Below are 13,060 nucleotides of genomic sequence, written 5' to 3'. Positions count from 1 at the left end.
GCGTAACTCCTTGCCACGCAAAGAATAGGAGAGAACCGTCCCCGAAAGAGTGGAACTGAGGGACCCCAACACCCAGAAAAATCGGTTTATTAACAGAGAGGGCAGAGAGGGAGGTGACCATCCCGACTTCAGTGCGAAAAAAGCGTTCCGGTTATTCAGATTTTTGAGTCGGGCCGCCGAAGCCTCGTTCAAGAGTTCCAATCGCGTCCAGGTCTTTGAGACCCCTCCGCGCTTCGCCGTCGTTGGGGTTGGACTTGAGGATACGCTCAAAAGCATCGTGCGCCTTGCTTGAATTGGCAGTGCGCAGGTAAAGGGCTGCGAGCTGTCTCAAGGTGTCCATGTGATCGGGATTGGTCTTGAGCAGGAATTCCCAGACAGCCACGGCCGCGTTCACGCAGTCCAGCTCCAGGAGAACTTTCCCGTGTTGATGGAGGGCGCCTTCGTGGGTGGGATTGGCCCGCAGCACAGCCTCATAGGCAGCCGCCGCCTTAGCCCAATCCTTGCGGTTGGTGTGTAACGCGGCCTGGGCTAACTGCGGGGCGCTCTTAAGGGAGGCGGCCATTTTGGCCATGCCCTTAGCCGGGTTTCCCTGGGCGATGCGCTCGCGGATGGACTGGAGCATGAGCCGCGCCTGCGCATGAGAAGGCTCTTCAGCGAGCACCTCATCCAGGAGCTCAAAGGCGTAGGGGAAGTTTTCCTTTTGACAGGCTTCTTGAGCCTTGTCAAAGTAGAGTTGTGTTTGGGGCGCTTCAGACATGCGAGCATTATAACCCGAGTTAAGGGCATCGTAGCAGAATGAATATTGTATTTTTTGGAACATCTGCCTTTGCCGTGCCGATTCTCGAGGCCTTGATTGATTCCGAGCACCGGCCTGCGGCAGTGGTTACCCGTCCGGATAGTTCGCAGGGACGCGGACAACAACTCAAGGCTTCTGCCGTGGCAAGCGTGGCCGAAGCCCACGGGGTGCGTGTCCTCAAACCCGAGGACGTGCGTTCCGGTTTTTTTCTGGCCGAATATCAGAGCCTCAAACCCGGCCTGGCCGTGGTGGCCGCCTTTGGCGGGATTCTCTCCAAGGAAGTGCTTGAAGTCGCGTCCGTCGAAAATCTCAATGTGCACCCTTCGCTTCTGCCCCGGCATCGCGGCGCCTCCCCGCTTCAACGCACAATTTTGGAGGGCGATTCGCTCACCGGGGTGAGCCTGGCCCTGGTTACATCCAGAGTGGATGCAGGACCGGTTTTGCTCCAAGAAGAAGATCAGGTTTTGCCCACGGACACAGCTGCGAGTCTGGGGGAGCGCTTGGCGCGCTTGGGCGTCGGCAGCTTGTTTAGGGTGCTGCGCGATCTGGACTCCTTCTTGGGCCGGGCTGTGGAACAGGACGAGGCGCAGGCCACCTACGCGCCCAAGCTCTCCAAGGCCGAGGGCCAGGTCAATTGGGCTGAACCTGCGGGGCTCATCGAGCGCCGGATCCGGGCCTATCAGCCCTGGCCCAGGGCCTATAGCGTGTTGGATGGCCGCCGGCTGGTGCTGTTGCGCTCTGAGCTCTGCGCGGAATCCGGGGCCCCGGGCACAGTTCTGGCTGCAGATCCCAAACAGGGCCTGGTTGTGGCCGCAGGAAAAGCGAGCCTGCGGATCCTGGAGCTCCAGCCTGAAGGCAAGCGGCCCATGCCTGCAGAGGCCTGGCTGGCTGCCCATTCCCTGGCTGTGGGCCTTACCTTTTCTTAAGTTTGCCTGACTCACAGGGACAGATCTCCTTTGAGCTCAGCAGACTCTCTGAAATCGGTCCCTGGCCCGGACCTCCGTCTCCCTTGCATTTGAAGGGGATTTTCGATAAACTCTCCGGAATGAATTTTCTAGACAAAACAACACAAGTTGGAGGTTTGAATCATGGCAATTAAAGTCGGTATCAATGGTTTTGGCCGTATCGGGCGCAACGTATACCGTGCAGCGATGGGGAATAAGGAAATTGAGATAGTCGCGGTCAATGACCTGCCGCTGCCCACAGAGACTTTGTCCCATCTTCTCAAGTACGATTCCGTGCTCGGAAATCTGGATGCGGATGTGAAGGCAGGCGAGAACAGCCTCAGCGTCAACGGCAAGACCGTCCAGGTTCTCACCGAGAAGTCCCCGGCCGATATCCCGTGGGATAAGTACGGCGTCGAGGTCGTCATTGAGTCCACAGGCGTGTTCACGGACGCCAATAAGGCCAAAGATCATATCAAGGGTTCTGTCAAGAAGGTGATCATTTCGGCCCCGGCCAAGAATGAGGATGTCACGATTGTCCTGGGTGTGAACGAGGGCACCTACGATGCCCAAAAGCACAACGTGATCTCCAATGCCTCCTGTACGACCAACTGCTTGGCCCCGATGGCCAAGGTGATTCTGGATAATTTTGGAATCAAGAGCGGTTTGATGACCACGATTCACTCTTATACCAATGACCAGCGCATCCTGGACCTGGCTCACAAAGATCTGCGCCGGGCGCGTGCCGCCGCGGTCTCCATGATCCCCACGAGCACAGGTGCGGCCAAGGCCATCGGCCTGGTGATTCCGCAGCTCAAGGGCAAGCTCGATGGGTTGGCCATTCGCGTGCCTACCCCGAACGTCTCTCTGACAGATCTCACGGTGCAGACCGAGAAGGCCACGAGCGCGGAAGAGGTCAATGCGGCGCTCAAGAAGGCAAGCCAGGGCGCGATGGGCAAATACCTTGAGTTCTGCGAAGAGCCGCTGGTTTCCAAGGACTTTAACGGGAACCCGCACTCCTGTGTGGTGGATGCCGACCTCACCCGTGTCATCGACGGCACGCAGGTGAAGGTACTCGGCTGGTACGACAACGAGTGGGCCTATTCCTGCCGCGTTGTGGATCTGATCCAGTATATTTTTGCCAAGCAACTTCAAGCTGCGTAGGAGCCATTCATGACGAGTCCCAGTATTAAGACCGTCAAAGAGGTGGAACTGAAGTCTGCCCGCGTGATTATGCGGGTGGACTTCAATGTTCCGCTCAATGACGCGGGTGAGATCACGGACGACACCCGGATTCGGGCTGCACTGCCCACAATTAAGTACGTGTTGGAGCAGGGTGCCTCCGCGGTGTTGATGAGCCATTTGGGCCGGCCCAAGGGAAAGGTGGCCGAAGCCATGAGACTCGCGCCTGTGGCTGCCCGGCTTGAGAAGCTTTTAGGTGCGGCGGTCACGATGGCGCCGGATTGCGTGGGGCCGGAGGTTGAAAAGCTTGCCTCTGATTTGGCTCCGGGACAGGTGCTTCTCCTGGAGAATCTGCGCTTCCATAAGGAAGAGACGGACAATGACCCGGAATTCGCCAAGAAGCTTGCCGCGCTGGGGACTCTCTATGTGAATGATGCCTTTGGGACCGCCCATCGCGCCCACGCCTCCACCGAAGGGGTGGCGCACTATCTGCCGGCAGTCTCGGGATTTTTGCTGCAAAAGGAAGTGGAAACGCTGCAGCGTCTTCTGGAAAATCCGGAACGGCCCTTTGCGGCGGTTTTGGGCGGGGCTAAGGTCTCAGATAAAATCGGTGTGCTGCAGAAGCTCACGGAAGTCGTCGATACCTTGGTGATCGGCGGCGGGATGGCCTATACCTTCTTGCACTGCCAAGGCCGCAAAATCGGGATTTCGATTTTTCAGCCGGAGCAGGTGGAAATTGCCCGGCAGATTCTCAAGTCCGCCGAAGCGCGGGGCGTCAAGATTCTGTTGCCGACGGACCATCTTATTGCCCAGGAAATGAAGATCGGGGCAGTGACGCAGATTGCGGACGCAGATATCCCGGACGGGTGGGGCGGCTTTGATATCGGCCCCATGACAATTTCGCTCTTTACAAAGGAACTGCTCAAATCCAAGACGGTTTTTTGGAACGGCCCCATGGGTGCGTTTGAGATTCCTGAGTTTGCCAACGGCACCAAAGCCGTGGCGGCGTGTTTGGCGGATTCCGGCGCCTATGTTGTGGTCGGCGGCGGGGACAGTGTGGCGGCGGTCAATCAGATGGGCGCAGCCGGGAAAATGGGACATATTTCGACGGGCGGCGGCGCTTCCTTGGAGATGATGGAAGGCATAGACCTGCCCGGCATAGCGGCCTTGCGCCAGAGTTCGGTAGGAGTGTCATGAGAAAAACGATTATTGCGGGTAATTGGAAGATGTACAAGACTGTGGCCGAGGGCGTGAAACTCAGCAAGGGGATTGCGGACGCGATTACGGAATCCCTGCCCGTGGAGGTTTTGGTATGCCCTCCGTTTACGTCCCTGAGTGCAGTGGGCGAGGCCATTAAGGGAACGTCTGTTTGTCTCGGCGCCCAAAATCTATATTGGGAGCGCGAAGGCGCCTTTACCGGCGAAGTGAGCCCGGTCATGATCAAGGATGTGGGTTGCGAGTATGTGATTCTCGGCCATTCGGAGCGCCGTCATATTTTTGGGGAGACCAACGAGGGCATTAACCGCAAGACGAAGGCCGCTCTCACGGCCGGGCTCAAACCGATCATTTGCGTAGGAGAGACCCTGCAGGAGCGTGAAGCGAATAAGACTCTGGATGTGGTGCGCCGGCAGATTACCGAGAGCTGCCAGGGCCTCTCCAAAGAAGAAATCAGCCGGAGCGTCATTGCGTATGAACCTGTTTGGGCCATTGGGACTGGTGTGACCGCCAGCCCGGAGCAGGCCCAGGAAGTGCACCAGGCCATCCGTCAAATCTGTACGCAGATTTGGGACGAGGCCACGGCAGCGAACCTGACCATCCTCTACGGAGGGAGCGTGAAGCCGGGCAATATCAAGGAGCTATCAGCGGCCCCGGATATTGACGGCGCGTTGGTCGGCGGCGCAAGCCTGAAAGTCGAGGATTTTGTGGGCATTATTCAAGGCGCTGCAGAAACCGTGTCCTCGACTCTGAACAGCTGATCGGGAGTTCGTTATGGCAATTGTCTTAATAGTCTTTCATGTAGTGGCCTGCATTATGCTCATCACCATGATTTTGTTTCAGGCAGGGCGCGGCGGGGTGGCGGATGTGTTCGGAGGCGGAGCCGGCCAGCAGTTTTTTGGCACACAGACCGCAGATCTGCTTATGAAGCTCACGACCGGCTTTGCTGTTACCTTTATTCTTACGAGTGCGGGTTTGACCTTCTTGAGTGCGCGCGGCTCCAAGTCTTTGATGGAACGCGCAGTTCAGGCGTCTGCAACCGCGATTCCGGCAGTGCCTGAGGCCGCAGCTACAGATGCGAGTGTGGACAAGACCCTGGCTGAGCTTGCCGAAACAACAGAAGAGGCCACTGCTGCAGCCGCGGCAACCATGGAGACGGTGGATTCCGCAGCCGGGGAAGTGCAGCAGCTTGTGGTGGAAAGCACAGAGGCGGCGGAGGCCCAGGCAACAGCAGCTCAGCAGGCTCTTGAGACAGCTGTGTTTGAGACTCAGGACGCCGCAGCCCCGGTGGCCGCTCAGGCTGAGGCTGCCGTGCAGGAATCCGTTCCCGTGAAACCCGAAGCAGGGGCCACACCTTAAACTATGTCTTCTGAGCGCTCGGATACGAGAAGCGCCTATTGGACTCATCGAACAGGAGGTCTGATCTCAGGCCTCCTGTTTATTTTTGCCCTTTGCTTTTCTGCAGGCGCGGCCGAAACCGGGGATGCTTTGGTCACGGGCTCGATCGGAGAACCGCGCAACCTCATCTCGATCCTCGTGAGCGATAGCGGTTCCAGCCAGGTCACGGGTTTGGTGTACTCCGGCTTGGTGCGCTACGACAAGGACTTAGAGCTGGAAGGGGAGTTGGCCCGGAGTTGGGAGATCCTCGATGAGGGGCGCACCATTCTCTTTCATTTGCGCAAGGACGTGCGCTGGCATGACGGCGAACCCTTCACCGCCGAGGATGTGCTCTTCACTTACCAGAGCCTGATGGATCCGAAGGTTCCCACTCCCCATCGCAGTGATTACGAGCTTGTGGAGTCGGTGGAAATTGTGGATGCGCACACCTTGCGCGTCAAATATTCCGAGCCCTTTGCTCCCGCGCTTTCGAGTTGGGGAATGGGGGTGCTGCCGGCGCATCTCCTGAAGGGCAAGGATCTTGTAAAGTCCGGCGAAAACCGGAATCCTGTGGGAACCGGGCCCTTCCGTTTTTTAAACTGGGACACGGGCAGCCGGGTGGACTTGGTGGCCAATGAAGATTATTTTGAAGGGCGGCCCAATATCAACCGCTATGTAATCCGCATTATTCCGGACCAGACCACGCTTTTTCTGGAGCTGCGCACCCAGAATGTGGACGAGATCAATCTCACGCCTTTGCAGTATCAACGCATGACGGATACGGAGTTCTTTAAAGAAAATTTCCGCCGTTTCCGTTATCCGGCTCGCGGCTACACCTATATGGGCTATCAATTGGAGAATCCGCTTTTTCAGGACGTGCGGGTGCGCCAAGCCCTGGACCACGCAGTGGATAAACAGGAGATCATTGACGGCGTGCTTTTTGGCCTGGGCCAGCCCTGCACCGGCCCGTTCATTCCGGGTTCCTGGGCAACCAATGCTCAGACAATACCGCGTCCTTATAATCCGTTGCAGGCCAAGTCCATTCTGGCAACATGCGGTTGGACGGATAGCGACGGTGACGGGTGGCTGGATAAAAACGGCAAAGTGTTTGAATTCACCCTCATGACCAATCAGGGGAATGAGCAGCGCAAGCTGGCGGCCGAGATTATTCAGCGCCGCTTAGCCGAAGTCGGGGTGCGCGTTAAGATCAAGATTGTGGAGTGGGCCACCTTTGTGCACGAGTTTGTGGACAAGGGCCGTTTTGATGCGGTACTGCTGGGATGGGGCTTATCGGTGGACCCGGACAATTACGCGATCTGGCACTCCTCGCAGATTGGGGAAGGTAAATATAATTTTGTCAGCTATCACAATGCCGAAGTCGATGAGTTGCTGGTGAAAGGACGTACGACTTTTGATCAGGAAGCGCGGGCAGCGTGTTACCGGCGGATTCATGAGATTATTCATGAAGAGCAGCCGTATATGTTTCTTTTTGTGGGGGATGCCCTTCCCATTGTCCATGCCCGCTTTCAAGGGATTGAACCCACCATTGCCGGGATCGGGTACAACCTGAAGGATTGGTATGTGCCCAAATCCCAGCAGCGCTATCTTCGTTACTGACCCTCGCGGTCGCGGTGTCAGGCACTGGTGCCTGGCACCGGTGCCTGGCACCGGCATCGTGATACCCTATTAGGACGATGAGTATTGAGATTCATACCAAAATTGAGCCTGTTCTAAAGCGTGCGGCAGCGGTTAGCCGTGAGCGCGCAGCAGAATGCTATGTGGTGGGAGGCCTCCTGAGGGATCTTCTGCTGCAACGCACCCCGCACCCGCCGCTCAATGTGGATTTGGCGGTGAGCGGGGGGCCGGAAGGCTTTGCCCGGTCCCTGGGCGAAGCCTTTGACGCGCGTCCCATTTGCATTCACAAGGAGCACCAAACCTTCCGCCTGGCCTGTTATGTTCCCCAGCAGGAGGATCCTATTCTGGTGGACATCACCGCGCTGCATCCGGACGGGATCGATGAGGATCTATCGCGCCGGGACTTTACTGTAAATGCTTTGGCCACAACGCCCCAGGCCTTTGTCCAGGGCACCTGGCCGGAGGAGCTCTGGGACCCCTGCGGTTCCAAACGGGACCTCCTGTACAAGACCCTGCGTGTCTGTAATGACAAGGCCTTTGAGGACGACCCGGTGCGCGTGATGCGCGCATTTTCTTTCCGCGCTGCGCTCAGCACGGAATTCGACACGGACACGTGTGAGCTGCTGGGAAAGAGTATTACTCTCCTGGATCAGGCGGCTCCGGAGCGTGTGCAGGCGGAAATGGGCCGTCTCCTGGAGGCGCAGGCCTCCCACACTTTGCAGCTTATGAGCGATATGGGTGTGTGGAAGGTTCTGTGCCCGGAACTTGAGGCCTGCCGCGGTGTGGAGCAAGGGGGATGGCACCACCTGGATGTCCTGGACCACACCATCGAGGCCATGCGTCAGCTGGAGCTCCTCTTGGAGAATCCCTCCCGTTGGGGTGTGAAGGAATCCGAGGCCTTGAGAAAATACCTGCAGGAGCCTCTGGTGCGCCACCGCCCTCGCTTGGTGGCTCTGAAGATTGGCGTGCTTCTGCACGATATAGGCAAGCCCGCAACCCGGGTGCCCATGACCGAGACGCGATGGGGCTTTACCGGCCACGAACGCGTGGGGCAGGAAATGGCCGATGAGATCTGCAGGCGCTGGCGTCTTTCCAATCGCGAGAGGGATGTGGTGGGCTCGATCGTCAAATTCCATCTGCGCCCGGGATTCCTGACGCGTGAGGAAAATCCATCTGACCGTGCCCTTTTCCGGTTCCGCAGAGACACGGCAGAGGAGGAAGGCTCCATGCTTTTGTGCTGGCTTGCGGATAAGTCCGCAACCACGGGGCCCATACGGGATCCTAAGGAACATGACCGCGACACCCAGTATGTGGCGGCATGCCTCAACCATTTTCTCAACCCGCCCGAGCCTCCGCCCGAGCCCCTTATGGACGGGAAGACTTTGATAGTTGAATTGGGTTTGGAGCCGGGCCCCAAGGTGGGGAAAATTCTGGAAGCCCTTCATGAGTCCCAGAGCCTGGGGGAAATCAGCACTCCGGCCGAAGCGCTGGCGCGTGCCAAGGAGCTCCTGAAAAGTGATTTATGCTAAACTGGGTTCCGTAAAAAAGACACACTCTCCAACGCGTGGGGTTTGATGGCAAGTTATATTCTGCGGCGCGTTCTTTCGTCCATTCCTCTTCTGCTGGGCATTACCCTCATCAGTTTTGTTGTGATCCATCTTGCGCCCGGTGAGCCCACGGATATGCAAACCGAAATGAATCCGCGGACCTCCTCCGAGGTCAAGCAGCAACTGCGCGAGCTGTACCACCTGGACAAACCCATCCCGGTGCAGTATTGGTACTGGCTCAAGAAACTGACAGTTCTTGATTTCGGGACTTCTCATATGGACGGCCGTCCTGCGCTCAAGAAAATCGCCGAACGCATTCCCATCACGCTCACCATCAATATCGCTTCAATTCTTCTGGTCATGGGGGTGGCCATTCCCATCGGAATCCATTCGGCCCTGTACCGGGGCTCGCGTTCAGACCGCTGGCTGACACTCCTGGTCTTTATCGGCTATGCCATGCCCACTTTTTGGCTGGCCCTTTTGCTTATGGATTGGCTGGGGGTGCGCCTCATGATTGTGCCCATCTCCGGACTCACTTCCCTGGAATACGGTCAGATGAATCTCTTGGAGCGATGCCTGGATCTGCTGCACCATCTGGCCCTGCCGATTTTTGTTTCCGCCTTTGGCGGCCTGGCCGGGATCTCGCGCTACATGAGAAGTTCCATGGTCCATGTGTTGCAACAGGATTATATCCGCACAGCCCGGGCCAAGGGCTTGGGAGAGATGCAGGTGATCCGCAAGCATGCGCTCCGCAATGCCTGTTTGCCCATTGTGACGATTATGGGTTTGATGGTGCCGGGCCTTATCGGAGGGAGTGTGATTTTTGAAACCATTTTTTCCATCCCCGGCATGGGACGGCTTTATTTTGACAGTGTGCTGGCGCGAGACTACCCCATCATCATGGGCCTGCTGGTCATCGGCGCGGTGTTGACGCTCTTGGGGAATCTCTTGGCCGACCTCGCCTATAGCTGGGTGGATCCGCGGATCCGCTATCAGGAGCCCGAATCGTGAGCGCGCCTTTGAGAACCGATCTCAGCTATCAGCGGGCCATTGCGATCGGGGGGAGCGTGATTGCTTTCCTGGCGGCGCTTGCGATCTTGGGCCCTGTCCTGAGTCCGTATGACCCGAATGCAGTCAAGCTGACGGAGATCCTTGCCAAACCAACGGCTTCACATTGGATGGGGACCGATTTTCTGGGCCGCGACGTGCTCACGCGCATGCTTTACGCGGCGCGTATCTCCTTGCTCATTGGTTTCATTGCTGTGGGTATTTCCACAGTGGTGGGCACCACCCTCGGCGCATTGGCCGGGTACTTTAGCAAGCTGGACCGTTGGATTATGGGCTTTGTGGATTTAATGCTTTGCTTTCCCACCTTTTTCCTGATTCTTGCGGTGATCGCCTTCTTGGAAGCCAATATCTGGAACATCATGGTGGTGATCGGTCTCACGAGCTGGATGGGGGTGGCCCGCTTGATGCGCGCGGAAATTCTCACGCTCAAACAGCGCGAATTTGTGTTGGCCGCCAGAGTAGCTGGCGCAAAAGATTTTCATATCTTGAGGAAACATTTGATTCCCAATGCCATGGGCCCGGTCTTGGTCAATGCCACCCTGGGAGTGGGAGCAGCAATTTTGGTGGAGTCGGGACTGAGCTTTTTGGGGATCGGGGTGCAGCCGCCCACCGCGACCTGGGGCAATATGTTGATGGAAGGCAAACAGTCCTTAGGCCTGGCTTGGTGGTTGAGCGTGTATCCGGGCCTGGCGATTTTGGTGACTGTGATCGGATTCAATTTGTTGGGTGAGGGGTTGCGGGACTATGTGTTGGGAGAGTATGACTGACCCGAGTCCGTCATTGCGGGAAGCAACGCGACGAAACAATCTTTGTGGGACAAAGGTTGCTTCGCTTCGCCCGCAATGACGGCGTGAGGTAATAAGTGAACACCATTGAAATTGAAAATCTATGCGTGGATTACCGCACCGGCGACCGCACTCTGCGCGCTTTGGACAGGGTGGATCTGAGTGTGGCCCAAGGGGAGATCCTTGCATTGGTGGGGGAGTCTGGTTGCGGCAAAAGCACGCTGGGCCTGGCTTTGGGCCGTCTCTTGCCTTCCAATGCGTCCATTCCCTCGGGAGTAATCCGGATTGGCGGGCGGGATGTGCTCCGGTTATCTTCCGCAGAAGTGCCACAGGTGCGCGGTAATGAAATCGGCTATGTGTTCCAACACCCGGGCTCGGCTCTCAATCCTCTGATGACCATCGGAGAGCAAATTGTGGAGGCCTTGAGGCTGGGAGGACTGAAGGACCCGGCAGAGTTGCAGATTGCGGCCAAAGCTCAATTGGGGCGTTTTGGGATCATGCCTGCCGAAGAACGCATTCATCAATACCCTCACCAAATGTCCGGAGGAATGAAACAGCGTGTGATGATTGCCATGGCCACTTGCCGGCGGCCTTTGCTTCTGGTGGCTGATGAGCCTACCTCGGCCCTGGATGTGACGGTGCAGGCAAGCGTGCTCAAGATTGTGGGAGAGCTGACTGAAGGGGGGGAGCTTTCCGTTGTTTTTATCACGCATGATTTGCGCATTGCATTTGCCTTGGCCAATCGTGTGGCTGTGATGTACGCGGGCCGGATTGTGGAATTGGGTGATGTGGATGAAGTTAAGGAGAGCCCGAAGCATCCTTATACTGAACGGCTGTTGGAATGTGTGCCGGGCATGGCACGCGGCGCGGGCCGGCTTTCGCCCATTGAAGGAGAGCCTCCGCAACTCTGGGATATCCCTGCGGGGTGTGCGTTTCACCCGCGATGCCACCGGGTTGAGCCGCGTTGCAGGCAACTCAGTCCGGGCCCGGTATCCATGAGTCCCACCCACTGGAGCCGGTGTTTGCTTCTGGAGGAAAAGCTGTGAGCAAGCCGTACCTGTTGGAAGCTTTGGGATTGAGCAAGCATTATTCCGTGGAGAGGGGCTGGATGCGCAGCGTCAGCGGGTGGGTGCATGCGGTGTCGGATGTGAGCTTGGGGATCCGACCCAATGAAATCCTGGGCTTGGTGGGGGAGTCCGGCAGCGGCAAGAGCACGCTGGGGCGTCTGCTCGCGTGCTTGGAGCCGCCCACCGCGGGCAGCGTGGCATTCAAAGGGAAATCTCTTGAAAACTTCGGGCCGGAAGATTGGACACAGTTACGCCGCCAAGTCCAGATGGTGTTTCAGGATCCCAGTGCCTCGGTGGATCCGCGTCTGCGTGTTTGGGATTCCGTGGCAGAGCCTTTGCGAGTGCAGAACCTGGTCTCCCGATGTGAACAAGGGGGCCGGATCGAGGAGGTTTTGCGCCGAGTGGGCCTGGACCCCCGACTGGCACGGCGTTTTCCGCGCCAGTTGAGCGGTGGGCAGTTGCAGCGCGCCGGTATTGCGCGGGCCTTAGTGACCCATCCTGCCTTAGTGATTTGCGATGAACCGATCAGTGCCCTGGATGTGTCGATCCAAGCCCAGATCCTGAATCTCTTAGCAGACCTCAAACATCAGGAGCAACTCAGCTATCTCTTTATTGCCCATGATCTCAATGTGGTGCGCTGGATCAGCGACCGTGTGGCTGTGATGTATTTGGGCCGCATTGTGGAGCTGGCTGCCACGGCAGAGCTGTTTGAAAAGCCCGGGCATCCCTATACCCGCGGCCTGCTCGCCACTCAGGTCACCGAGACTCCGCTCAAAGGGGAGATTCCGTCCCCGATCAATCCGCCCTCCGGATGCGCGTTCCGTACGCGATGTCCGTTTGCCGAACCCCTTTGTGCTGAAGAAGTTCCCGCCCTTTCCCAAAAGCGGATCGGACATCCCACAGCCTGCCATCTGACCGATAAGCTACCGTCCAATTCGGTGCCAGGCACTGGTGCCTGACACCGGTGCCTGGCACCAGTGCCTGGCACTACGAACACGAAGCAGTCGCAACGTTGGCCCGGTTGAATCCCTCCTCCCAGTTTGGTAAAATCTTGATCCGACTATCATTTGCGGGGACACGATGTTTTTCCTATCGTGTTTCCGGACACGGAGCTTTTTATGGGCGATCCCTTAGTGATTGCAGGAAAGACATTTGAGTCCCGGCTCCTCCTGGGCACGGGCAAGTGGACCAGCACTGAGGTCATGGTGCAGGCCTTGCGCGCCTCGGGCACGGAGATGGTGACCGTAGCTGTGCGCCGCGTTGACCTGCAGGACCGCTCCGGTGAGTCCATCCTGGGCGCTCTGGTTAAGGAGGGCTACGATATTCTCCCCAACACGGCGGGTTGCTATAACTGCGAAGAGGCGGTGCGCTACGCGCGTCTGGGCCGGGAGGCGGTGGGCACGGATTGGGTGAAGCTGGAAGTTATCGGCGACCAGAAGACTCT

General features: G+C 57.6%; 13 protein-coding genes. 12 read left to right on the top strand and 1 reads right to left on the bottom strand.

Going from position 1 to position 13,060, the window contains the following annotated elements; all coding sequences use genetic code 11:
• Positions 1–151: 151 nt before the first annotated feature.
• Positions 152–757 (bottom strand): hypothetical protein, encoded by a 606-nt coding sequence (locus JW937_07255; protein MBN1587209.1) that lies wholly within the window; start codon positions 755–757, stop codon positions 152–154.
• Positions 758–795: 38 nt separating this feature from the next.
• Here JW937_07255 and JW937_07250 point away from each other — a divergent pair, with 38 nt between their 5' ends.
• From JW937_07250 to thiG, 12 genes are all read left to right on the top strand, one after another.
• Positions 796–1,722, top strand: a complete 927-nt coding sequence (locus JW937_07250) for a methionyl-tRNA formyltransferase (GenBank protein ID MBN1587208.1) — start codon at positions 796–798, stop codon at positions 1,720–1,722.
• 162 nt (positions 1,723–1,884) lie between these two features.
• Positions 1,885–2,904, top strand: coding sequence for a type I glyceraldehyde-3-phosphate dehydrogenase (gap, locus tag JW937_07245; GenBank protein MBN1587207.1), 1,020 nt, complete (start codon positions 1,885–1,887; stop codon positions 2,902–2,904).
• A 9-nt stretch (positions 2,905–2,913) separates the two neighbouring features.
• Positions 2,914–4,119: a phosphoglycerate kinase gene (locus JW937_07240; GenBank protein ID MBN1587206.1), complete on the top strand. Its 1,206-nt coding sequence runs from the start codon at positions 2,914–2,916 to the stop codon at positions 4,117–4,119.
• Positions 4,116–4,898, top strand: coding sequence for a triose-phosphate isomerase (locus tag JW937_07235; protein MBN1587205.1), 783 nt, complete (start codon positions 4,116–4,118; stop codon positions 4,896–4,898). The genes JW937_07240 and JW937_07235 overlap by 4 nt, the downstream gene beginning before the upstream one ends.
• Before the next feature lie 13 nt (positions 4,899–4,911).
• On the top strand, positions 4,912–5,496 hold the full coding sequence (gene secG / locus JW937_07230; GenBank protein MBN1587204.1) for a preprotein translocase subunit SecG: 585 nt from the start codon (positions 4,912–4,914) through the stop codon (positions 5,494–5,496).
• Between the two features lie 3 nt (positions 5,497–5,499).
• Entirely contained in the window at positions 5,500–7,131 is a 1,632-nt protein-coding gene (locus JW937_07225; protein MBN1587203.1) for a peptide-binding protein, read from the top strand.
• A 77-nt stretch (positions 7,132–7,208) separates the two neighbouring features.
• Complete coding sequence (locus JW937_07220) at positions 7,209–8,678, top strand: CCA tRNA nucleotidyltransferase (GenBank protein MBN1587202.1); 1,470 nt, start codon at positions 7,209–7,211, stop codon at positions 8,676–8,678.
• 45 nt (positions 8,679–8,723) lie between these two features.
• Positions 8,724–9,707, top strand: coding sequence for an ABC transporter permease (locus JW937_07215; protein ID MBN1587201.1), 984 nt, complete (start codon positions 8,724–8,726; stop codon positions 9,705–9,707).
• An 8-nt stretch (positions 9,708–9,715) separates the two neighbouring features.
• Entirely contained in the window at positions 9,716–10,531 is an 816-nt protein-coding gene (locus JW937_07210; GenBank protein ID MBN1587200.1) for an ABC transporter permease, read from the top strand.
• A 95-nt stretch (positions 10,532–10,626) separates the two neighbouring features.
• Complete coding sequence (locus tag JW937_07205) at positions 10,627–11,595, top strand: ABC transporter ATP-binding protein (protein MBN1587199.1); 969 nt, start codon at positions 10,627–10,629, stop codon at positions 11,593–11,595.
• Positions 11,592–12,575 (top strand): ATP-binding cassette domain-containing protein, encoded by a 984-nt coding sequence (locus tag JW937_07200; GenBank protein ID MBN1587198.1) that lies wholly within the window; start codon positions 11,592–11,594, stop codon positions 12,573–12,575. Before JW937_07205 ends, JW937_07200 begins: the two co-directional genes overlap by 4 nt.
• A gap of 159 nt (positions 12,576–12,734) precedes the next feature.
• The coding region (gene thiG / locus JW937_07195) for a thiazole synthase (GenBank protein MBN1587197.1) at positions 12,735–13,060 on the top strand (326 nt) is incomplete at its 3' end.

This window comes from Candidatus Omnitrophota bacterium, from assembly GCA_016929445.1.
In the GTDB taxonomy this organism is placed as follows: Bacteria; Omnitrophota; Gorgyraeia; order JAFGIU01; family JAFGIU01; genus JAFGIU01.
This window is presented reverse-complemented; position numbering and strand designations above follow the sequence as displayed.

Coding starts and splice junctions, on each gene's coding strand:
- secG (MBN1587204.1), top strand. CDS start 4,912: ATGGCAATTGTCTTAATAGTCTTTCATGTAGTGGCCTGCATTATGCTC.
- JW937_07240 (MBN1587206.1), top strand. CDS start 2,914: ATGACGAGTCCCAGTATTAAGACCGTCAAAGAGGTGGAACTGAAGTCT.
- JW937_07255 (MBN1587209.1), bottom strand. CDS start 757: ATGTCTGAAGCGCCCCAAACACAACTCTACTTTGACAAGGCTCAAGAA.
- JW937_07225 (MBN1587203.1), top strand. CDS start 5,500: ATGTCTTCTGAGCGCTCGGATACGAGAAGCGCCTATTGGACTCATCGA.
- JW937_07250 (MBN1587208.1), top strand. CDS start 796: ATGAATATTGTATTTTTTGGAACATCTGCCTTTGCCGTGCCGATTCTC.
- gap (MBN1587207.1), top strand. CDS start 1,885: ATGGCAATTAAAGTCGGTATCAATGGTTTTGGCCGTATCGGGCGCAAC.
- JW937_07220 (MBN1587202.1), top strand. CDS start 7,209: ATGAGTATTGAGATTCATACCAAAATTGAGCCTGTTCTAAAGCGTGCG.
- JW937_07235 (MBN1587205.1), top strand. CDS start 4,116: ATGAGAAAAACGATTATTGCGGGTAATTGGAAGATGTACAAGACTGTG.
- JW937_07215 (MBN1587201.1), top strand. CDS start 8,724: ATGGCAAGTTATATTCTGCGGCGCGTTCTTTCGTCCATTCCTCTTCTG.